General features: G+C 39.7%; 24 protein-coding genes. 10 read left to right on the forward strand and 14 right to left on the reverse strand.

Translation table 11 applies throughout. The features are described from left to right. The first annotated feature begins 122 nt into the window (after positions 1-122). From FTT85_RS08870 to FTT85_RS08880, 3 genes are all read left to right on the forward strand, one after another. On the forward strand, positions 123-899 hold the full coding sequence (locus tag FTT85_RS08870; RefSeq protein WP_180048921.1) for a DUF805 domain-containing protein: 777 nt from the start codon (positions 123-125) through the stop codon (positions 897-899). A gap of 190 nt (positions 900-1,089) precedes the next feature. Then, complete coding sequence (locus FTT85_RS08875; protein ID WP_180183353.1) at positions 1,090-1,536, forward strand: MarR family winged helix-turn-helix transcriptional regulator; 447 nt, start codon at positions 1,090-1,092, stop codon at positions 1,534-1,536. After that, complete coding sequence (locus tag FTT85_RS08880) at positions 1,520-2,719, forward strand: MFS transporter (protein WP_180183354.1); 1,200 nt, start codon at positions 1,520-1,522, stop codon at positions 2,717-2,719. Before FTT85_RS08875 ends, FTT85_RS08880 begins: the two co-directional genes overlap by 17 nt. A gap of 7 nt (positions 2,720-2,726) precedes the next feature. Here the strand turns inward: FTT85_RS08880 and FTT85_RS08885 are convergent, their stop codons facing one another. Continuing rightward, the gene (locus FTT85_RS08885; protein ID WP_180183355.1) at positions 2,727-3,713 is read right to left on the reverse strand and encodes a GlxA family transcriptional regulator; all 987 of its coding nucleotides are present in this window, start codon (positions 3,711-3,713) and stop codon (positions 2,727-2,729) included. Between the two features lie 122 nt (positions 3,714-3,835). Here FTT85_RS08885 and FTT85_RS08890 point away from each other — a divergent pair, with 122 nt between their 5' ends. Further along, positions 3,836-5,623 carry an acyl-CoA dehydrogenase gene (locus FTT85_RS08890; protein ID WP_180183356.1) on the forward strand — a complete coding sequence of 596 codons (1,788 nt, stop codon included), beginning with the start codon at positions 3,836-3,838 and terminating at the stop codon, positions 5,621-5,623. Between the two features lie 155 nt (positions 5,624-5,778). Here FTT85_RS08890 and FTT85_RS08895 read toward each other — a convergent pair whose 3' ends face one another. The 5 genes from FTT85_RS08895 to FTT85_RS08915 all read right to left on the reverse strand — a co-directional run bounded on the left by FTT85_RS08895 (position 5,779) and on the right by FTT85_RS08915 (position 11,154). Continuing rightward, complete coding sequence (locus FTT85_RS08895; RefSeq protein ID WP_180183357.1) at positions 5,779-6,381, reverse strand: nitroreductase family protein; 603 nt, start codon at positions 6,379-6,381, stop codon at positions 5,779-5,781. A gap of 206 nt (positions 6,382-6,587) precedes the next feature. Then, the gene (locus FTT85_RS08900) at positions 6,588-7,079 is read right to left on the reverse strand and encodes a hypothetical protein (protein WP_180183358.1); all 492 of its coding nucleotides are present in this window, start codon (positions 7,077-7,079) and stop codon (positions 6,588-6,590) included. Between the two features lie 361 nt (positions 7,080-7,440). Further along, positions 7,441-8,835 (reverse strand): class II fumarate hydratase, encoded by a 1,395-nt coding sequence (gene fumC / locus FTT85_RS08905; protein ID WP_180183359.1) that lies wholly within the window; start codon positions 8,833-8,835, stop codon positions 7,441-7,443. 199 nt (positions 8,836-9,034) lie between these two features. Next, complete coding sequence (locus tag FTT85_RS08910) at positions 9,035-10,042, reverse strand: SDR family NAD(P)-dependent oxidoreductase (RefSeq protein ID WP_180023610.1); 1,008 nt, start codon at positions 10,040-10,042, stop codon at positions 9,035-9,037. 515 nt (positions 10,043-10,557) lie between these two features. Next, a complete protein-coding gene (locus tag FTT85_RS08915; protein ID WP_180003743.1) occupies positions 10,558-11,154 on the reverse strand; it encodes a phosphatase PAP2 family protein in 597 nt (198 codons plus the stop codon). Positions 11,155-11,455: 301 nt separating this feature from the next. Here FTT85_RS08915 and tusD point away from each other — a divergent pair, with 301 nt between their 5' ends. Genes tusD through FTT85_RS08935 form a run of 4 tightly spaced genes read left to right on the forward strand, consistent with a single transcriptional unit; the run spans position 11,456 to position 12,881 of the window. Next, the gene (gene tusD, locus FTT85_RS08920; RefSeq protein WP_078190984.1) at positions 11,456-11,824 is read left to right on the forward strand and encodes a sulfurtransferase complex subunit TusD; all 369 of its coding nucleotides are present in this window, start codon (positions 11,456-11,458) and stop codon (positions 11,822-11,824) included. 45 nt (positions 11,825-11,869) lie between these two features. Beyond that, on the forward strand, positions 11,870-12,220 hold the full coding sequence (locus tag FTT85_RS08925; protein ID WP_111884337.1) for a hypothetical protein: 351 nt from the start codon (positions 11,870-11,872) through the stop codon (positions 12,218-12,220). Between the two features lie 13 nt (positions 12,221-12,233). Further along, on the forward strand, positions 12,234-12,521 hold the full coding sequence (locus FTT85_RS08930) for a DsrH/TusB family sulfur metabolism protein (protein WP_180115564.1): 288 nt from the start codon (positions 12,234-12,236) through the stop codon (positions 12,519-12,521). Between the two features lie 48 nt (positions 12,522-12,569). Continuing rightward, positions 12,570-12,881 (forward strand): TusE/DsrC/DsvC family sulfur relay protein, encoded by a 312-nt coding sequence (locus FTT85_RS08935; protein WP_168378648.1) that lies wholly within the window; start codon positions 12,570-12,572, stop codon positions 12,879-12,881. A gap of 82 nt (positions 12,882-12,963) precedes the next feature. Here the strand turns inward: FTT85_RS08935 and FTT85_RS08940 are convergent, their stop codons facing one another. Both FTT85_RS08940 and FTT85_RS08945 read right to left on the reverse strand, forming a co-directional pair. Beyond that, positions 12,964-13,443, reverse strand: coding sequence for a helix-turn-helix domain-containing protein (locus tag FTT85_RS08940; protein WP_180183360.1), 480 nt, complete (start codon positions 13,441-13,443; stop codon positions 12,964-12,966). A 149-nt stretch (positions 13,444-13,592) separates the two neighbouring features. Further along, a complete protein-coding gene (locus FTT85_RS08945; RefSeq protein WP_180007851.1) occupies positions 13,593-14,492 on the reverse strand; it encodes a LysR family transcriptional regulator in 900 nt (299 codons plus the stop codon). A 97-nt stretch (positions 14,493-14,589) separates the two neighbouring features. Between FTT85_RS08945 and FTT85_RS08950 the strand changes: the two genes are divergently transcribed. Both FTT85_RS08950 and FTT85_RS08955 read left to right on the forward strand, forming a co-directional pair. Continuing rightward, on the forward strand, positions 14,590-15,042 hold the full coding sequence (locus FTT85_RS08950; protein ID WP_180011411.1) for a CidA/LrgA family protein: 453 nt from the start codon (positions 14,590-14,592) through the stop codon (positions 15,040-15,042). Further along, a complete protein-coding gene (locus FTT85_RS08955; RefSeq protein ID WP_171262654.1) occupies positions 15,039-15,749 on the forward strand; it encodes an LrgB family protein in 711 nt (236 codons plus the stop codon). The genes FTT85_RS08950 and FTT85_RS08955 overlap by 4 nt, the downstream gene beginning before the upstream one ends. A 67-nt stretch (positions 15,750-15,816) precedes the next feature. Here the strand turns inward: FTT85_RS08955 and FTT85_RS08960 are convergent, their stop codons facing one another. From FTT85_RS08960 to mtlD, 6 genes are all read right to left on the reverse strand, one after another. Then, the gene (locus tag FTT85_RS08960) at positions 15,817-16,563 is read right to left on the reverse strand and encodes an adenosylcobinamide-GDP ribazoletransferase (protein WP_180183361.1); all 747 of its coding nucleotides are present in this window, start codon (positions 16,561-16,563) and stop codon (positions 15,817-15,819) included. After that, positions 16,560-17,183, reverse strand: coding sequence for a histidine phosphatase family protein (locus FTT85_RS08965; RefSeq protein ID WP_180133426.1), 624 nt, complete (start codon positions 17,181-17,183; stop codon positions 16,560-16,562). The genes FTT85_RS08960 and FTT85_RS08965 overlap by 4 nt, the downstream gene beginning before the upstream one ends. After that, the gene (gene cobT / locus FTT85_RS08970) at positions 17,184-18,236 is read right to left on the reverse strand and encodes a nicotinate-nucleotide--dimethylbenzimidazole phosphoribosyltransferase (RefSeq protein WP_180133427.1); all 1,053 of its coding nucleotides are present in this window, start codon (positions 18,234-18,236) and stop codon (positions 17,184-17,186) included. Beyond that, on the reverse strand, positions 18,233-18,754 hold the full coding sequence (gene cobU, locus FTT85_RS08975; protein WP_180183362.1) for a bifunctional adenosylcobinamide kinase/adenosylcobinamide-phosphate guanylyltransferase: 522 nt from the start codon (positions 18,752-18,754) through the stop codon (positions 18,233-18,235). Before cobU ends, cobT begins: the two co-directional genes overlap by 4 nt. Beyond that, a complete protein-coding gene (locus FTT85_RS08980) occupies positions 18,751-19,425 on the reverse strand; it encodes a 2'-5' RNA ligase family protein (protein WP_180133429.1) in 675 nt (224 codons plus the stop codon). The genes cobU and FTT85_RS08980 overlap by 4 nt, the downstream gene beginning before the upstream one ends. A 192-nt stretch (positions 19,426-19,617) precedes the next feature. Further along, on the reverse strand, positions 19,618-21,789 hold the full coding sequence (gene mtlD, locus FTT85_RS08985) for a bifunctional mannitol-1-phosphate dehydrogenase/phosphatase (RefSeq protein ID WP_180183363.1): 2,172 nt from the start codon (positions 21,787-21,789) through the stop codon (positions 19,618-19,620). Between the last annotated feature and the right edge of the window lie 152 nt (positions 21,790-21,941).

Raw genomic sequence — 21,941 nt, forward strand, 5'->3', positions numbered from 1 at the left:
TGGCTAAGGAATATTTGATGACTTAGCCATATCTAATATTTGACCTTTTTTTACTTCGCTATACAATAATGCTGCCCTTTTGGGTATAGAAAATAAATTAGATAATTAAAATTGGAATAATAATGACTGAACTTACTTCAAGCGAATTGAATCCGTTTCAACAAGATCAAAATATTCAGCCTCAAATTCAAAAAGCCGATCATCCCCTGTCTCCTGAGGGACGTTTTGGCCGCCTGTCCTATTTAGCGTGGTTATTTATCATTAGTATGATTTATACCTGCCTATTGGGCATCAGCGTCGCGCTGGGTCTTTTTGCATTTTTCAATTCAGCAGAACGTAGTATTGATTCACTTTTTAATTCATTCTTAGGGCTCAGTGCAATCGCTCTGATTGTCGTTTCCATCGTTGCAATGTTTGTCGCAATGATCTGCATTACGATTCGTCGTTTACATGATCTAAATAAAAGCGGTTGGCTCTGTTTAATTTTTCTCATCCCACTCGTCGGTACCATCTTTAGCATTTATGTGATGGCTGCAAAAGGCACTGATGGTGAAAATAAATATGGCTTTAAACGTCCAACGGAACAAACAGAGAAAGTTATTGGGTCATTGTATCTAATCCTGATGATTGTTTATTTATTGGTCATGATCCCATTGATGTTCAATATGCAAAGTATGATGAGCAATTTAGAACAAGCCCAATTACAAGAACAAGCAATGATGTCTGAAGGTGAACCTGAAGAATTAACAGATGAACAACTTGCAGCTTATTTAGAGCAAGCTGAATCAGAAGGTGAAGAACTTGCTTATGCAGATGGTGAAAGTGTAGAAATTTCAGAAAATGCAGACAGTTCAGCGGAAGATGCTGCAATTGCAGCTGCAGAAGCTTCTGTAGAATAAACACGTATTGTTTAAGGTATCAATTCAACGATATGCATTGAACGATAAACTTTAAATGAAATGTTATGCAAGAAAACCTGTGTGCGCACAGGTTTTTTTATACCTGTTTTTTATGCTTTGAGTTGTTCACTTGAATTCAAAATAAATTAGGCTTAAAGTTGCGATAATTTAGTTACCCTAGTTAACTATCATGAATACCTCATTATGTTTCCGCTCTTCACTTCTGCGCTGTGCGCGTCTGATGAGTGATGAAATCAACACGATTTTATTGCCCTATCAATTGAACTATTCGCTTTGGCAAGTCATGTTTGTCATCCGTGAAAAAACCGCTTGTACATCTATTGAAATGGCTGAATATTTAAACGTATCCAAGCCATCCATCACTAAGCGTGTCAAAATTCTTGCGCAGATGGATATTTTGAGTCATGTACAAACTGACGATAAACGTCAAAAGAAAATGATGCTCAGCGAGACTGGACGTGAGTTATTTCAGCAATGTGCAAAAGACATAGATACCTTTGAGCAGCGCCTGATCGCGCCATTAGCTAGCCAAGATATCCAACACTCCATTCAAATTTTACACCGTGTCATGCAAGAACTTGAACAAAACACTGTAGGTGATGATCATGCAAGATAAAGCACCACTTTGGACTCGAAATTTTATTTTAGTCAGCGCCATTAACTTCCAATTGGTTTTAACCTTTTATCTCTTGGTTGTGGTGATCGTGGGCTATGCGGTAGCTGAATTGGGTGCGACAACTGCTCAAGCCGGTCTAGTTTCAGGCTTGTTCATTGTCGGCACATTGGTCGGGCGTTTATTGGTGGGTAAGTTCCTAGAACGTTTTGGTCGTAAAACAACACTGATCGTTGGTTTAATTGGCTTTTTAGTCTTTTCTGGTTTTTACTTCATTCAGTTTGGCGTCGGCATGTTGCTTTTCATACGCTTTATGCATGGCTTTATGATGGGTATGGCATCAACAGTGCTGGGTACCTTAATTGCCCAAATCTTACCAGCGACACGTCGCGGTGAAGGCATTGGCTACTACAGCATGAGTAGTACGTTAGGTACGGCTATTGGGCCATTTCTTGCCATTTGGATGATGTTACATATTGGTTATCATGCGATTTTTATCGTTTCTACGATTATCGCATTGAGCTGCCTATTGGTTGCCTTGCTGATTCAAGTGCCCGATTTACCCAAAATCAATAAACCCCTCGATACTGTTGAAGCCGTCAAAAAACCAAGTTGGATTGCTCAATTTGTAGAGCCTAAAGCATTACCGATATCATTCATCATGCTTTTCGCTTCAATCTGCTACTCAGGCGTTTTATCTTTCATTAACTTCTATGCCAAAGAAATCGATTTGGTTGAAACAGCCTCGTTTTTCTTTTTGATGTATGCCATTGCGATTTTAATTTCACGCCCATTTACAGGCCCGTTGATGGACCGTAAAGGTGAAAATGTAGTGATCTACCCTGCTTTTGTAATTATGGGCGTGGCATTGGTATTGCTCAGCATCACTCAGAGTTCATGGATGCTTTTACTTTGTGCAGGCCTACTTGGACTCGGTTATGGCAATATTCAGTCGGTCTGCCAAACAGTTGCAGTAAAAAGTGCACCGCTTGAACGTATGGGCTTTGCCACTTCGACTTTCTTTATCTTTTTGGATGCCGGCTTAGGCTTTGGACCGTACTTTATTGGTAAATTGCTCGACCATATTGGCTACTCACAATTGTATTTGTATAGCGCATTTGCTGCCTTTGCATGTATTGGTGCCTACTACATTTTACATGGTCGTTATACTGTTCGAACTGCTTAAACTATAATTAAACATCAAATCGTCGGCTGAAACGTCGACGATATTCTAAGGGGCTCAGCCCCGTTTTTTTTTGAAATAACCGTCGAAATGAGCTTGGGTCACTATAGCCGACCTCTCGCATAATCGGATCTAAAGCATGTCCCGTTTCTTCTAAACGCTTTCGTGCAGCTTCAATCCGTATTGATTGTAAGTATTGATTGGGAGGAATATCCAAAGCCGCTTTAAAATGTCGAATCAATGTCCTTGTTGTCACATTAAACTGCGCCGCAAGTTCATCTAAGACAATATTTTCATGATAATGCTGTTCCAACCAATCTTGAACTTTTTGCACCAAACCATCCTGATGCGGTTTAGATATTTTCAACAATGAATAGGACAACTGACTATCACGACGATAATCCAATACAAATGATTTTGCCGTGTGGATTGCCGTTTCAAAACCATAAAAACGTTCGATTAGGTGCAGTCCCAAATCAAACCATGCTAAGCCACCTCCAGCACAGTAAATATTTTGATCATGGCTAATGAGCTGATCTGCATTCAGTTTCACCAAAGGATAGCGTTCACTAAACATTTGCTGAAAGCCCCAATGCGTCGTTGCCTGCTTACCATCTAAAAGCCCTGCTTCTGCCAGAAAAAAATTACCCGTACAATTTCCTGCGATCAGTCCGCTCTGCAATTGCCGAGTTTTTAATAATTCGATCAGTGCTGAATTTTGCGCTAAAACATCTAAAATCGCCGCGCCTATCGTTGGGACAATGATGACATCTGCATCTGTTATTTCAGAAAATGCTAAATCTGCATAAAGCTTGATGCCATTAATACATTGCACAGCTTGACCATGTTGTGAGGCAATTTTAACCTGAAATAGCCGCTGCACATTTTGTTTTTGAATCCGGTTCCAACTGACTCCCGCCATTGCAAAGAGATCAACAACCCCTGTTATCGCAGAAGCCAAAGCACCATCAAATGCTAAAATTATGATTTTCTTCATTTAAAGTTCAAATTATCAAAATGTCATTTTTGACTTATTAAGTGTCATTATTGACAATTTTATATCTAAAAATCAACTGCTAGGCTTAAGCCATAAAATTCGACCCGATTAGAGATTGATCAATGGCGCAGTTAATCAATGACAAAGATTTAAATTTTTTGCTATTTGACGTGTTTAAAGCGCAAGACTTAACGCATAACCCACGTTTTGCTGAGCATGATGCTGAAACCTTCAAAAGCATCCTAGAAACTGCACAAGGTATTGCTCAAGACTTTTTTGCACCCCATAACGCAACAGCCGATCAAAACGAACCTACGTTTGATGGTCAACAGGTTAAAACTATTACAGAAGTCAAAACGGCATGGAAGCAATTTGCAGATGCCGGCCTACTTTGTGCGCAGCATGATTATGATGCAGGCGGTATGCAACTTCCGACTTTAATTAACATGGCTGCAAATGCTTATTTCATGTCAGCAAATCCATCGTCAGTGGCTTATTCATTTCTAACCGCTGCGGCTGCAAATGTAATTCAAGCTTTCGGTACGACTGAACAAAAAGATATGTTTGTACCGCATATGTTCAGTGGTCGCTTTGCTGGAACGATGGCCATGACTGAACCTGATGTGGGTTCATCTTTGGGTGATTTGACCACAAAAGCCATACCACAAGCCGATGGTACTTACCTTATCAAAGGCCAAAAGATGTTTATTTCAGGAGGTGACCAAGACATCACTGAAAATATTGTCCATTTGGTCCTTGCTCGCATCCAAGATGCACCTCAGGGCGTGAAAGGTATATCGCTGTTTATTGTTCCGAAGTTTAAAACCCTGAGCGATGGTTCACTTGCAGGCGCCAATGACGTTCAACTGGCCGGCTTATTACATAAAATGGGCTACCGAGGTACAACATCGACGGTACTGAGCTTTGGTGAAAAAGACCAATGTACAGGCTATCTGATTGGTGAAGCAGGTGCTGGTCTTAAATATATGTTTAAGATGATGAATGAAGCACGAGTCGGTGTCGGCTTAGGTGCAGCCATGATTGGATACCGTGGCTATTTAGAGTCGCTCGAATATGCCAAAAACCGTCCACAAGGCCGCTTAGTTTTAGATAAAAATCCTGCCACAAAACCTGTCAATATCATTCAACATACAGATGTTAAACGGATGCTTTTGGCGCAAAAATCCTATGTGGAAGGCGCACTTGCATTATGCCTATTTGCTGCACGATTAATTGATGAACATCAAGCCACTAACAATGAAGACAGTGCGTTGTTATTAGACTTAATTATTCCTGTCGTCAAATCATTCCCTTCTGCCTATGGTCCAAAAGCCAATGATTTAGCCATCCAAGTTTTAGGTGGTGCGGGCTATACCCGTGAATATCCACTTGAACAATGCTATCGTGACAATCGCTTAAATCCGATCCATGAAGGTACATTTGGTATTCAATCTTTGGATTTGTTGGGTCGTAAGCTTTGGCAGCACAACAGCAGAGGTTTGATGCTGTTATTACAACGTATGCAAAATACGATTGATCAAGCTCAACATCCAAAAACGGAAGCGCTCGCAGCGATTTTTTCAGGGCATTTAAACACGGTGAAGAAAACCACACAAAGTTTGGGACAAGTCCTCGCACAAGGTCGTGTCGATCAGGTACTGGGTAATTCTGCCTTGTATCTAGACATGATGGGCAAAGTCATCATTTCATGGCTATGGCTTGAAATGGCTAATCAAGCTCTTGTGAAATTTGAACATTCAGATTTAGCTGAAGATCAACAATTCTTAGCCGGTAAATTACAAGCCGCGCAATATTTTATCCGCTGGGAATTACCTGAAATAGAGCACCAAGCCAAGTTATTGCTAGAACTTGATGATACTTGCCTCAACATGCAAGAAAGTTGGTTCTAGTCACCCGTTTAGCTCAGTCCTCAATGGGCTAATCTGGACAAGGTTTTCACGGATGAAAATCTTGTCCAACCCTATCTATTTCAATAAAACTGCAATAAAAAAAGGAACTTAGATTTCGTTCCTTATTTATCAAAATTGAGTGCTATACACCGCAATTATTGGAAGACTTTAAATCGAGCTGCATCATCCATATAACCTTTTTCTTTCGCTTCACCTTCCACTGAACCAAAAACCAATTGAGCACGAAGTTTCCAATGCGCAGGAATGTCCCATTCAGCATGCGCTTGTTCATCCACAATTGGGTTGTAATGCTGTAATGATGCGCCTAAACCTTCGGTGTGCAATGCGGTCCAAGTCGCAAATTGGGCAATGGCAGTTGAATGTTCGGCCCAAATCGGAAAGTTTTCTGCATAAGACGGAAACTGTGCTTGTAGACCACTGACCACATCCAAATCTTCAAAGAACAAAACTGTACCCAAACCTGCTGCAAAACTTGCCATTTTATTCGTGGTCTTCGCAGCACTTTCTTCATCTTTTGCATAAGATTTTAATTTGTCAGCGACTAAGTCCCAAAATTTTTCGCTTTCACCATTAAATAAAATAACAGCACGAGAAGATTGTGAATTAAATGAAGACGGGCTTTGTTTAATCGCTGTTTGGATCAAATCAGTTAAATATTCTGTGCTTTGGCTTACATTGTCCCCAATAGCATAAATAGTGCGACGTTTGCTAATCAGGTCAATAAACTGATTTGACATATAAAATGGTCCTTTAAAATAAAATGTGCAGATGAGTCAGAAACATTTGGAATGATAAGTCTCGCGACTTTCCAAATGTTTTGAATGCTTTACTTGCTAGATCGGTCACTATGAAACAGTCACTTGTCGAAGTAAATCTGAAGTTCTGCTGTACATATAAAAAATCCTCCTAAGCGGAGGATTTTTCGACTAAAACTTTGTACAGTTTAGAATTTTGCTTCTAATACATTCGCTGACACTTGGTTTTTCCAAAGCTCACGTAACGTCGGTAGATAGAATTTTTCACCTAGCTCAACCAACTCTGCATCAATTAAACCATGAACTTCGTGCATGAATAGATAATCCAGTTCAACAGTTTGTAATTTTGACTGTGCTTTTTTATATTCTTTGCGCTTTTGCTGTGCTTTTTTTACCAAGTTATCTGCATAAGCACGGTCTTTATATTGGGCAATAGCATTCAAACGTAGTTCGATTACGCCCCAACCACTGAGTAGCAATTTAAATTTTTCAAAATCTGCCGTTGTTGATTCCCAGCTCATTTCTTCTAGATTTTCATTTTCAGGCAAAACTGGTAGCAAAAGCTCCATAACACTTGGGAAAATCTTTTTAAAATTCAAAACAAATTTAACAGGATGCTCGCCCGGATAGTCTTTAAATTGAACGTTCTTTTGGACATCTGTCAAATAGATGGTGAGCATTGGGGGAAATCCTTAAATAAAACACTGTCTTGCAAATATTTATTCAAACAAATGTCAAATAGCAACGAAAACAGAAAAAGAAAGGCATTTTAACAAGTGTGCCAATGAATTCAAAGCCCAATCCAATGAATTACTCGCTTCATCATCAGGCCTTTCTTCATTCTGTTCGTTGCCCTATTTTTAATAAACAGTCCTGTTTATATACATACATTTCAAGATGACTATGATTCAAAAAAATATGTGTTAGCCAGTATTCAGCGATAAAAAGAATTAAAAAGTTATCCAATAAAAAGAGAGGCTGAATATGAATCAGCCCCTCTTTTTATTTTCAAACACTCTAGATGAATGATCTCAAAACAATTTATTTGGTATTGGGTGAAACCATTTGCTCAGGACGAACCACTTCATCAAATTGCTCTGCAGTGACTAAACCGAGTTCTACCGCAACTTGCTTTAGAGTTTTACCTTCTTTATATGCAGTTTTAGCAACTTTCGCAGCATTTTCATAACCAATTACAGGATTGAGTGCCGTAACTAACATTAATGAATCATGTAAGAAATGATCGATTTTTTCACGGTTTGGCTCAATGCCTACTGCACAGTGGTCATTAAAACTATTACATGCATCGCCGAGGAGTTGAATAGATTGCAATAGGTTAAAGGCAATAACAGGCATAAACACGTTTAATTCAAAGTTACCCGATGCACCGGCAACATTAATGGTTGTGTCATTTCCAAGTACTTGAGCAACCACCATCGTCATGGCTTCACTTTGAGTTGGATTGACCTTACCTGGCATGATGCTTGAGCCTGGTTCATTTTCTGGAATGCGTAGCTCACCAAAACCACAGCGTGGACCACTGGCTAACCAGCGCACGTCATTGGCGATTTTATTTAAACTTGCAGCAAGTGTTTTTAAAGCACCCGACGCAAATACAGCTGCATCACGTCCTGCAAGTGCTTCAAATTTATTGGGCGCAGTTACAAATGGCAGACCCGTTTGCTTCGCAAGTTCTGCTGCTGCTTTTACAGCATATTCAGGATGTGCATTCAAACCTGTGCCGACCGCTGTACCACCTAGTGGTAATTCATACAGTCCTTCTAAAGCTTGATTTAAACGCTTCAAACCATGATCGAGCTGTGAAACATAGCCGCTAAACTCTTGGCCTAATGTTAAAGGCGTTGCATCCTGTAAATGTGTACGGCCAATTTTAACAATATCTTTAAAATCGTTAGATTTAGCTTCTAAGGTATTACGCAGTTTTGTTACTGCAGGAATTAAAAGCTCATTGATTTGTAGACTTGCAGCCACATGGATTGCAGTTGGGAAAGAATCGTTGGTCGATTGAGCACGATTGACATGATCATTAGGATGCACAGGTTTTTGTGAACCCAATGGATTACCCAGTTTTTGATTGGCAATATTGGCAATGACCTCATTACAGTTCATGTTACTTTGCGTGCCTGAACCCGTTTGCCAAACTACCAGTGGAAATTGTACATCCCATTGACCGGAGATCACTTCTTCGGCTGCATTGACGATATATCCAGAAAGTTCCTGAGGGATTTGACCCAAAGCTGCGTTGGTAATCGCTGCTGATTTTTTGACGAGTCCCATTGCACGAATCATTGGACGCGGTAAACGTTCACCACCAATTTTAAAGTTTTGCAAACTACGCTGTGTTTGTGCACCCCACATCGCATCGCTAGGTACTTCAACATCGCCCATTGTGTCATGTTCAATACGTGTTTGCATAAATGACCTCATATCCTTATTTATAAAACTTGAACGTCTGTGCAGAATCAAACTCTGCTGATAAATACAGTTTAGGTAACTTGCTTAGATTTGTAAATAATAACCATTATCAATTATGAGCAGTTTATTTGATAATCTTTATCGTGATTTTATAAAGAAAATCATGCACGATGATTAAATTTACCGAAAACAAGACGAGTTAATTCCCTCTTAATGTTTGTTGATAGAAACGCCATTCATCTTCTAGCATTTTCTTTAAATCTTGTTCAGGCTGCCAATCAAAAGTACTTTTCGCTTTCTGTGTACTTGCCCCAAGCTGGTCATATTCATGGCTTGGGTAAAAACTAGATTCGACCGTCTTAATCTCCGCCTGTGTCACTTCTGAAAGCGTATCCAACAGTTGCTGTATCGAAACCAATTCACCTGAAATATTAAAGGCCTCGCAAGTAAATTGTTGCTGCGACAACCATTGCAAACATTGCCACACCGCCTTACAGCAGTCGAGTACATGCAAGAAACTCCGTTCCACAGTACCATCTTCAGTTTTAGCTTGTTTGCGAAGTTCAATAAAGTCTCGTTGTAAAGCCCCGACTTGCATCGCAAGCGGCACAATATTTTTTGGCAATGGCGCAACAAACTCACCTAAAACTGCATGTTCGAATGCACCTGCGACGTTTCCTAAACGCAAAATCGCAATTTTCCACTCATTATCAGTACGTGCCGTATCCCGTATAATTTCTTCCACCATTTGTTGAGATTTCACATAGGGATTTGGATAGGTAAAATTGATTTCTGTGTCTTCTGTTAATTCTGCCGACGACTGTCCATATACCGCTAAACTTGATAAATGGATCAGTGTTCGTACACCTGTTCGCTGCATAGCACGCAGCAAACTCATGATACAACTGACATTATCATTATAGTATTCAAGTGGTTTAAGGACGGATTCTTCCAATGACTTAAAGCCTGCCGTATGAATGACAGCATCGACGGTATATTGTTCAAATACTTTATTGAGTGCGGGAGTATTTCGAATATCGAGTTTGACAAAAGGTACATACATGCCTGAAATAAATTCTAGTCGTTCAAGTGTTTGTAAATTTGCATTGGATAAATTATCCACAATAATGACTTCTTGACCTTGAGCCATTAAACTCAAGGCTATATGTGAGCCTATAAAGCCTAAACCACCAGTCACTAAAATCATTGTTTAGATACTCCTTATAGTTATCAAGCTTTTACAACTCTTTGGCATCATCTTGGTGTCGTCACCAACTTTTCTACAGATCTAAATTTTGAAACTTCGCCTCAGCATTTTTCATGAGCCGAACAATCTGCAAGAGCATTCTAGTTTTATCTTACTGCTTTAGAATTTTGACTGTGTTGCAGTTATGGATATTAACTGTATTTGATTTACGACAAATGACCTCGCTAGCGATCCATTTTGAAGACATCACAAGTTTTCGTGGCATTTGAGTGAACGCGTTTAGAAGAAGATATTTAAAAATAGTCTCACTGCAAACATATTACACAGCAACAAAATATTAGAGATGATCTTATCGAATGAGCAAATTGAATTGAGCAGTCTGACTATTTTTTGAGGTATAGGATCTGGATGTGAACGCCAGATGAATCATCAGAAATATTCATCTGGCAGGATGTTGGCAATGTAACTATAGCAGCAGCAAAAGTTTGTAATCGCAAATATCTAGCAAACTTAATTTAGCGGATATAGCCTTTTTTAATCATGGCTGAGAATAGGAACTCGTAAACTTTTAAGATCATGCTCACCAAATAAGACCCATATTTTCGCCATAAAGACAGTCCAACAAAATTCAGCAAAACCGCAATGATCAGCGCTCCCGCCATATCCATTGGATAATGCACACCTAAATAGACTCTCGACCATGCCACAAGAAAAGCGAATGCGAGAAATACATAGCCGACAGCTTTTTGCTTTGAAAATATATAAGAAAATGCAATCGTACTAAAAAACAGCATGTGATCACTCGGGAATGATCCATTCGGTGAATGTTCTATAATCGTGCGTCCAACGTCCAAGACAAAGGGTCTAGGATAGTAAAAGAAACTTGAAATCACTTGGCTGATTAGAAAAGCGACAATTGTAAACACAGTGGCTTTAACGATTTGTTTTTTGATATCAAAATTGCCTTTAAACCAAGCCAAAAACATCAAAAGAATCACGATATAAAATAGATCATTGGCTATAAATATAGCGAAAGAAATGGTGAAATCTAAAGCATTGTCCGAAGCATTGATTGAATTAAATAAACTTAAGTTAAATTTCTCTATATTCATGAGTTGGTTTAAAAAATGAAAAGATCATAGCACTCTGTAAAATCAAAAATTGCGTTTTATTCATATAAAGATTTTTCAGTATGTAACCGCACAGTTTATTTATGAAAAGTGTTAGCTTGAGGCTGAATCCAAAATAAACCAAAAGTTATATTTGAAGAAAAATTGGCAATGACTTCACTGCCTAAATAAGCAAAACTTTGTAAATATTCAGATCATTGAGTAAATCATTGTATACTAGCTTTTTCTTCTGAACTCAGAACAAACTGTCGATCTAGACCGTTTATTCATTTAGTGAATTTCGATGAGTACTTTATTACTAATTACCTCCTCACCTACTTCAATATTGGCTTGGCATGCTTTAGGTCTTGCACAAGCGTTGAAGCAGAAAGGCGAAAACTTTCGGGTTTTTTTCTATCAAGATGGTGTAAATGTGGCAAATGCTCTGCAATGGGTGCCAGATGATCAGCGCAAACTCAGCAGTGAATGGCAAAAACTCGGCATTCGTTTACCTGTTTGCGTAAGTGCAGCGCTCGCACGTGGGATCACAGATCAGGAAAATGCACAGCGTCACAATATTCAGCAACATAATCTAGCTGAGCAATTTGAACTTGTGGGCCTAGGCGAACTTGCTGATGCCGTACAAGCTGCTGACCGTTTATTGCAATTCTAAGTATTTTGATTGCCGCGCATTTGTAGCATTGAAAAGGAAAATTACGTGAAATCTGTACTGGTTGTTTTAACCCATGCAAATCTTGCAAGCTTACAAGTACATGAAAGTCTTTCTGCGACCATGGTGCTTGCAACCTTCGGTTGTAACGTAAAAGTGTTGCTCAAAGATGCTGCGCTAAGCTTACTTCAAGCCGAACAAGAGTTTAGTCAACTCAAGCATGCATTTAAACTCGCATCCAACATGGTTGATAGCTTTGAGTTTTATGATCTCACCCCGATTTATATTGAACAAAAAAATTCACAGCATCCATTTGTGATCAACAGTGAACAAGAACTCGAGTTTGTTCAATTCAATACCGAATTGATTCAACAATTTGATCATGTGTTGTATTGGTAAAAGAGGAATGATGATGTCAAATTCTACGCTGTATTTAGTCCAAGCCAGCTATGCCAATACCCTACAGCACATCCAGCAGTTAGCCAGTTTAATCAACCCTGAAGATTCAATCATACTAATGGGTGAAGCAGTCTTACATATTGCAGATGAACAAATTCAGCAATTTGGCACATGTTATGTACTCGAAAATGATGCTGAGATTTTAAGTAAAAGTATGAATTATAGTCATATGAAAGTAATCGACTATGCCGCTTTTGCTGATCTATGCCTGAGATTTAAAAGATGTATTTCACTCAAATAATTTGAGTAAAAGCGATCCATTACTACTATCTTCTCTTTTGGAATGAATATGAATCTTGAATTAGACCAAGATGGCCATTTGGTGGATTACACTATTTGGAATGAAACTGTTGCCCAAGAATTGGCTAAAAGTTTAGATCTTGAGTTAAGCCCATGGCATTTTGAAGTTTTACAAGCTGTGCGACAGTTTTATCAACAGTTTGGTCACTCGCCGGCAACTCGCCCACTCATTAAATTTTTAATGAAAACGGTGAGCGCTGATATTAATAATGCGGTGTTACAAGACAAATTTAACACCGGTTTGGTCGCTCGACATTTAAGTCGTTTAGCGGGCATCCCTAAACCTGCAAATTGTTTGTGATTTTAAAGCAACCCAAATACCGCTTAGGCTATTTTAGCAAGATGGATGCAAATCAGCATTTTAAATAAAGCCATAAAACAGCTTAGGTAGGTTTTAATTGATTTAGAGCGATGTAATAGGCTTGGGTAAATATCGGTTTGACCTGTTTGGCTTGGATCGGTTCAGCACAACATGAGCACACCAAAACCGGTTTAAATTTTTGCCCACATGCCTGATGCACATATTCAACTGGTGATCCCAAGCCCTGATCCATATATTGATCGGCCCAATGTGTCATGGCTAAAAGGATTGGATACAAGTCTAAGCCTTTTTGAGTCAGTCGATATTCAAAACGTTCCTGACGCTCGACATAAGCAACTTTGGTTAAAATACCCTCTTCAACCAAACGCTTTAATCGGTCGGATAACACATGACGCGTCACGCCAAGATTTTGTTGAAAGTCATCAAAACGTCGAATGCCCATAAATGCATTACGGATAATCAACATTGTCCAACGATCCCCTAGCACTGAAAGCGCACGAGCGATTGAACACGGTTGTTGACCTATATCATCCCATTTCATTTTATGAACCATCAAAAATAACGACCAACACCCAATTTAATTCATGCCTGTTGATTTTGCAAAATCCTTTTCAATAATCTTTGATGTACAAATCATAAATCCACCATCGTTTCAACGCATTCATTTTATCTGCTTGATCTGTAAATGAACTAAAAATGTATTTTGTCTTTATTGTCCTCAATTATTTCTAGCCATGCACGCGTTGCGGGACTCATGGCAACAGTGGTATTCCAGGCCATACTGAGTTTCCAGTCTAGGTTTGGATTTTCTAATTCAGCCATATGGTATTTTGCCGCATCAAGTTGTTCACAATAAATTTTAGGCAGGAGTGCAATCCCGACATTTGAATCTACCATTTTGGCGATGAAGTCCCACTGGCTACTTTTACACACCACATTGGGCTCAAATCCGACGTAATTTGCCGCCTGTATAATGATGTCATTGAGTGTGAAGGTATCGTCATACAATAAAAAAGATTCTTCTTTTAATTCAATCAACGAAACGGTTTTTCGCTTACGCCACTGTGAGTTTTTTTTAGATAATAAACATAAAGGTGACTCCATCACTGGAATACCACTTAACACCGGTTTCAAGTGACCCAAAATAATCCCCACATCGACCTGTTTTTTTAAAATGGCACTTTCAATACCCGTCGCCCCTACCTCAAAAAAGCTCAGTTCAATATTCGGGTATTTTTTATGAAACAGCGCGATTAACTGACTGAACAACACTGATGCCAATGGCGGTAAACCTAGGGTCAATTTACCTTGTTTTAAGGCGCGAACTTGGGTGACAGTATCAAGCATCCGTTGTTGTTCATTCAAAATCACTAAAGCATGCTGATAAATCTGCTCTCCCATATAGGTGAGCTGTGCTTCCCTTTTACGCCCTGCTTCACCTTTATGAAATAAGGGTACGCCGATCTCGTCTTCTAACTGACGAATTAATTTACTAATGGTCGGCTGAGTGACAAAAAGCGCTTCTGCTGCATGACTGAAACTCTGTTTTTGTACGATGGTCACAAAGACTTTTAAGCTTTTAATGTCCATTATTATTCCATATAGGCATAATTAATAATTAATTATTCATAATTATACAGGGTATGCACTTTTAAAATAGCGTCATCTCCTATTCTGCTGTTGTCTCATGGATACGCTTCCACAATCTTCTTCCAAATTTACCCAGTTTCTCAAGACCTTAGCGCAGCTAAGTTTATTGATATTGATCTGGTGGATTGGATCTTGCATTCAATCTTGGTTTAACTTGCCGATCTCTGCTGGCGTAATTGGTTTATTACTGCTATTAGCCGCATTATTGAGTGGTTTATTTAAAATGCAATGGGTTAAACAAGGCTCAGATTTTATTTTGGCTGAACTGGTTCTATTCTTTATCCCCTGTGTAGTTGGATTAATTAAATATCAAGATTTATTACTCAGCTCTGGCTGGCAGTTAATTTTAGCCGTGGTACTGGGTACCGTCTGTGTCATGGTGTTTACAGCATTTACGGTTTATTGGGGCTTTAAACTCGAGGCAAAACTTAAAGCGAAACACCAAACTGCGACAGATCATGATGTCAACACAGCAGGAAAAACCTTATGAACGATTTTGGGTTGAACAGTATCTCAGTGTTGTTTTTCGTCCTGACCCTTGTCGGTTATATTTTGGCGAAAAAGCTACATCGTAAATTACCGTATATGGTTCTTTCCCCTGCACTATTCGTCCCGTTTGTGCTGATTATACTCATGCTTTGCTTTCATATTTCATATGACACCTATATGCAAGAAAGCCAATGGATTGTATGGATGCTCGGCCCGGCAACTGTGGCCTTTGCTATTCCCATCTATGAATATCGGCAAATTATCCGTCAGCATGCGCTGAGTATTAGTTTGGGCATCGTGATTGGCATGTTAGCAGGAATTATCAGTGCTTTTTATTTGGCACAGTTGTTTCAGTTTGACCAAGAAACGTCTTATAGCTTAATGGCACGTTCCATTTCTACCCCCTTTGCCATGGAACTTACCTCGAATATTGGGGGTTCAGTCGAATTGGTGATTCTATTTACCATGATTACTGGGATTGCCGGCGTGGCTTTGGCTGACCTAGTTTTGGCTGGGCTTAAATTGCATTCACGCTTTGCGCAAGGTGCGGCTCTTGGCAATGCTGCACATGGATTTGGTACAAGTAAGGCGTTATCACGTCATAAAGAAGAAGGTGTTGCAGCCTGCTTGAGCATGGTACTAGCTGGGGTCTTTATGGTATTGCTTGGGCCATCACTTATTCATTTGGTCATTTATCTATTAGGATAAAATAAAAAGCCCAGTGCATTAGCTGGGCTTTTTTTAAATCAAGAGTTAAGTCATTTCACTGTAAAAACTAAGCAATTACATAATGTAGTGCTATGACAAACGCTAAGAGACTCGACACTTCTGTAATTTCAATCGCTGCACCAATTGTATCTCCCGTTACGCCACCTATACGCTGAATAAATTTCCATCGCAAATACAGTAAAGTACAAATAAACGCGAATATACTCACCACTCCAGTCCAGCTAAAATACAAACATGCACTTAGGCAGAGTATAAAGACCAGGTATGCCGACTTTCGTGGAATAGTTGCTGCTATCGATGAGCCCAAGCCTTTTTCACGAACATACTGAGTTGTTAAAAACAAAAATAAAGGGGCTAAACGACCTAATACTGGAAATACAATTAATGCCAAATACATTTGCTGTTGTAGCAAAACATAAAGCGCCGACCATTTGAGTAAGCAAATCACGACGAGGCTCAAAACACCGATCGGCCCACATGCAGGGTCTTTCATGATGTTAAGTGTACGCTCGGCATCGCCAAAGCCACCGACCCATGCATCTGCCGTATCGGCTAAACCATCTAGATGTAACCCACCTGTGAGCCAAATCCAAACTACCAGCAAAATACTGCTGAGTAAGATAATCGGCAGACTATGCAATGTAAAAGCAAGCAAGGCAAGAATGCCACCGATCAACAATCCCACCGCTGGATAAAACAGTAAAGATTGTCCATTTTGCTGTTTCGATGGCATCGCTTTAAGTTGAATCGGGAAAGTCGTGAGAAACTGTAGAGCAATCCAAAAAGGTGTCATTCACTTTGCTCCAAAAGACGAATATTTGCACGATTTTGCACAATGAATGAATTTAATTGTCCCAATTCAGCCGTCATTTTTAATAAATCATCTAAGTGACTTTGCTGTGCCGTACATTTTAATAATTTAATCACGCCACCATGGGAAACCAATAAAACGCGGTGCCAATGATGCTGTTGAGCCTGCAAGACTAACTCATCTAGACCGCTTAATATCCGATGTTGAAATTGCTGAAGACTTTCTGCATTCGGTGGCGTAAATGTGCTGGGGCTTTGCCAAAACTGTGCGAGTAACTCTGGGGTGTTTTCATAGATATGCTTGGTTGATACCGCTTCCCAGTCGCCAAAATGCATTTCTTGAAACTTCGCATTTTCAAACATTGGACATTTGAGTTGTTGAGACAGTTCTAAAGCAAATAAACGGCAGCGCTGTAAGTCAGAAGTAATGATGACATCCCAACTCACTAAACCGTGTGTATGTATGACGTTCAATACATCATCTATGGTCTGCTGCATCTGCTGCCAACCTTTTTGCGTCAAAATATCATCTGTAGAGCCACGTAAGGTATGGCTCAGTTCAGTCTCACCATGACGCAATATATCTAAACGGAAATGTTCCATTTAAACTTTTTCACCAATCACAGCAGCTTGCGCGAAAGTTGCCATATTGTTATGTAAACGACATGCCAAACGAATTAAACCCAAGGCTGCACCGGCACCGCTGCCTTCACCTAAACGTAAATTCAACTTTAAGAGTGGTTCAGCTTCAAGGGCTTGAAGTAAACGTTGGTGCCCATATTCAGCCGATTGATGACCAAAAAGCATCCATTCACGTACAGCAGGATTTAAACGAACAGCGACCAAGGCAGAAACCGTACTAATAAATCCATCCACGACCATTGCTAGCCCCAATTGCGCACAGCGAATGTATGCTCCAACCATTGCGGCAATTTCCAAACCACCTACAGCACATAGCGCTTTAAAGACATCTTGGCCGACATAGTCCTGATGTAAAGCTAAAGCTTGATCAATCACTTGTTTCTTATGTGCCAATTGTTCAGCACGAATACCTGTACCAACACCTGTCAGTTTTTCGGCCGGCTCATTAAATAAAAAACATGCGACAGCAGAAGCCGAACAGGTATTGCCAATGCCCATTTCCCCTGCGACATAAATAGACGCACCTGCAGCGATAGCATCTTCAACACTTTTACGGCCAAGATTCATCGCTTCAATACATTGTGATTCGGTCATCGCAACAGTTTTAGCAAAATTTGCCGTACCTGCGGCAATACAGTGGCGCTCTACCCCTGCATATTCATAGGCTTCACCTACCGAACCACAGTCAATCACTTGTAGTTTGGCTTGATACTCACGTGCAATGACACTAATACATGCACCACCTGTCGTGAAGTTTTGTAGCATTTGGCGTGTGACAGCTTGTGGGTAGGCCGAAATATTTTCTTCCATCACACCATGATCACCTGCAAAGATGCTAATCCATGGGAAGTCGATATTGGGCTGATCCGTGTTTTGTAATGATGCAAGTTGCACCGCTACATTTTCAAGTTCTGAAAGCGAGCCCGTAGGTTTAGTTAGCTGTAACTGGTGATTTACCGCCTGTTGCTTAGCTTCGATACTCGGATTTTGACAGGGTTCTTGCCACCAGTTCATGCTTTATCTCCTTTTAAGATTATTGGAAAACCTGCAACACAAAACACCACATGGTCAGCAATTTGACCAATTTGTTGATGTAAGCGCCCAGATTCATCGACGAATTTTCGACTGATTTGTCCCATGGGAACAACGCCTAGTCCAGTTTCGTTACTGACTAAAATAATGTCTGACTTTAAAGTTGGCAGCACCGTAAGTAATTTTTGGCATTGTTGCTGTTGAAAATCTGCTTGTTCATGCAGCAATAAATTACTCATCCACAGCGTTAAACAATCGATAAGAATGGTTTGATGAGCTTGGTCTATTTCAACTAAGCGATCGGCTAAATACAAAGGCTCTTCAATCAGCCCCCAATGTTCAGGTCGGTCCGCTTGATGATGCTGAATTCGTTCCTGCATTTCCTCATCATAGGCTTGTGCTGTCGCCACATAGATGACGGCTTGAGCACTTTCTTTGGCTTTTTGTTCTGCAAGTCGGCTCTTACCTGAACGCGCCCCACCCAAAATGAAATGAATCATGACTGTGCCATCTCTATATTTTGTCTGAACTGATGTTGATAATACGGACTTAATGCCCCTTGTAGTACTTGAGCCTGATAATGACCAAAAGTTAGTTGCTCGCTTTCAAAATCAAAGCTGTGCTGTTCAATTTGTTGGATTCTTTCAAAAATATCATCGCTATTCCATGCCTGTTTATACAAGCCCAATGTGATATGCGGACAATATTCGATCGGTGCAATTTCATTCGAACTTAAATTCAAAGCTTGACGTAGATGCTCTAACTTACGATCTACATCCACAATTTCAATAAACAGCGCGCTTTGAAAGCTATTGATCTGACCTGTACGTAACCGAATATTAGATAGCGATAACTGTCGAAGTTGTTGTTGGTGCAGTGCCAATTCATCTGCTGAGAAATTATCATTCCATCGTTGTTCAGAATGATCGATTAATTGGGTTTTATTTAACTCTTCAAAAAAGCCACAAATAAACACGGTGATATGAAATTGGCGCGTATTCGGCGTGTATAAAAGATCTGAAAACTGCGCTCGAAGTGCTGTGAGATATTCCAATAATTTAGGATCCTGTATTTCTAGATACCACAAAGCATAGTGCTGACGACCTTGATGCCAATCGGGATAATCCTGATTGAGCGTCGGTACGACTTGCGTTGAAGGTTTTAGAAACACAGATAAATCACTTTAAATTCAATCTGCTTTATTAAAGCATGAATCAAAACAGACTTTACCCAATTTTGATTTAGTAATATTCAGTTAGAACTGAAATTCATTCATCTAAGACCTCTATTTAAGAAAAAAAATGCCGAGTCATACTCAGCATTTTTGATTCAGCACATATTGCACACAGATATGCGTTATATTTTAGGCAAATTTGGCTGTACCTTTCTGATCTTGCGTTACAGCATGGTTTTTCCAAGATGTAAACTGCTCTGTGGACTGATCAGAAAAATGCTGCAACTGTATCATTACATTGGCCTCAATCTGTTCAATACGTTCCAGTTGTTCAAGCTCGTTTGTCTTTTTCAGTTCTGAAAATTGCAACTGGATAAAGTTGATAACCTGATCCATCGAACATTGATTTACACTCACGGCATACATCAAACCATAGACAATTCCTTGTTGTAGATGTGTTGTCTCCAGTCCATATTTCACATTGGTCGCCAACGAGCCCAACACTCGTTCATTAATTGCAAGTTTACGTAAAGGATCTCGTGCCACACGCGCACATGGATCTTTATACGCATGTTCACAAGAGTTTATAAAGCTTTCTGCCAGTCGTGTTAAATCAAAAGCACGATTAGGTAAGCATCGTGCTAAACCAGCCTGTACCTCGTCAATGAGTTCATGCATAAATTGATCAACACGATGATCTGCAAGTGCCACACCTATGGTTTGATGATTGAACAGTGCAGATTGCCAAGCCAACATGGCATGTACGCCATTCCATAAGCGATTTTTGATTAGCTGAATATCTTCAATATGATCGACCAAAATCATTTGACGCATTTTTTCTAACAAAGGACTGTTATTTTCTACATAGATCGGCATGTCAGATTCTGCGTTAAATAAAATTAAATCCATGCTTTGCAATATATGACTTGGGTGGAAATTTCGGCGCATATCCTCAACATATAAAGTGGCTTGACGTTCCTGATCAGGATTTAATTTCGTCGCATCTTCTAAGTCTAATTGAGCATCCACTTCAACTTCATCTAATTGAAATTGTTTGAAGATATTATATTTTATACGGAGCTGACGATATAAGTTTTGGTCACTTAACTTAGATACCATGCGGTTGACCACGGTATCGCAAAAATAGTGTTGTTGCATGATTTTCTCTGCAACCACCGCTCCAGCAAGCTCAGTTAAAGCCTGTTTTAAATGTGACATTAATAATTGTTTTGCTCCGACTTTGTTCAAAATGATCAGCATCGTTAGAGGTTCGATGGCTTTCTCATCATGTGCAATATGTCGTGCATACAGGCCTTGTGCAATGGTTTTGGCCTCTTCTGCAATCGCTTTTTCAGGCAAACAGATGGCAACCAAACTTGACTCTGTGTACATCTCTTGCATCTGCTGAATATTTTCAGCATCAATGACTGCCATGTTTTCAATGCGTTCGTCATAAGACAATTGACCATAGCGAATACAGTAGGTACCAAATGCATTGACCGCAGAGCGATATAGAGGGTTACGAGTCGATGCATAAATTTTTTTCGGGCGTGTATAACCATCCCAATGCGACAAAATTTGTGCTAAATAACCACCACCAATCGCCCCAAAACCATGAATACCAACAGTGAGCTGATTAAGGGTTTGTGGAAAAGCCTCTTGCACATGCGGCATCTCTAAATGCGCAGTGAACGGGTCAAGTTCCGTCAAACAGTCATACATACATTCATAATAATATTTGGCTTTGGACAGCATGTTTTGATTGGGCGATTTAATATCTTTAAACAGTACGGTAATACCGCCAGCCTCAAAGGCCGAAGTCACACCATTTTCCGAGTCTTCAAACATCAAACAATCAGCAGGATTTAAATTCAGCTTTGCGGCAGCACGCATAAATATTTCAGGATGTGGCTTACCATTTTCAACTTCATCGCCACAGACTAAGACATCAAAGAACTTATACACATTGGCATTGATGAGATATTCTTCTGCGATTGCACGGCGACTCGATGTTGCCACGGCCATCCTCAGTCCTGACTTACGTAAGCGTTCTAATACTTGAACCAAGCCTTTTTTGATCGGTACACCAAACTGACGAACATGCTCCAGCTCTAATTCATCTGCACGTTTGCGAATATCTGCGTATGGAATATTTTCATCATATTCGGCTTGGGCCAATCGATGCGCACTTTGTGCACTTAGCCCTAAACAATTCATCAGATACGATTCGGAAAACTCAACACCGGTCAATTCAAGAGATGCCTGTTTCAATGTTTGAAACCGTAAACGTTCAGTATCAAACATTGTTCCATCCATATCAAAAATGGCGCCAAAAACCAAATCATTATTAAATTTAAGCATTTAACCTCCGTTATTTTTTATGTGAAAAGAATAACGGAGAAAACTATTGATTCAGTACTTTGATAATTAATGAAACAATTGTGATTATTTTTTAATCAAAGTGCTTGCTTTAAACATCTATTTTGTAAGATTAACCACTGATCAAGTAACAT

Source organism: Acinetobacter sp. YH01020, assembly GCF_013420275.1.
In the GTDB taxonomy this organism is placed as follows: domain Bacteria; phylum Pseudomonadota; class Gammaproteobacteria; order Pseudomonadales; family Moraxellaceae; genus Acinetobacter; species Acinetobacter amyesii.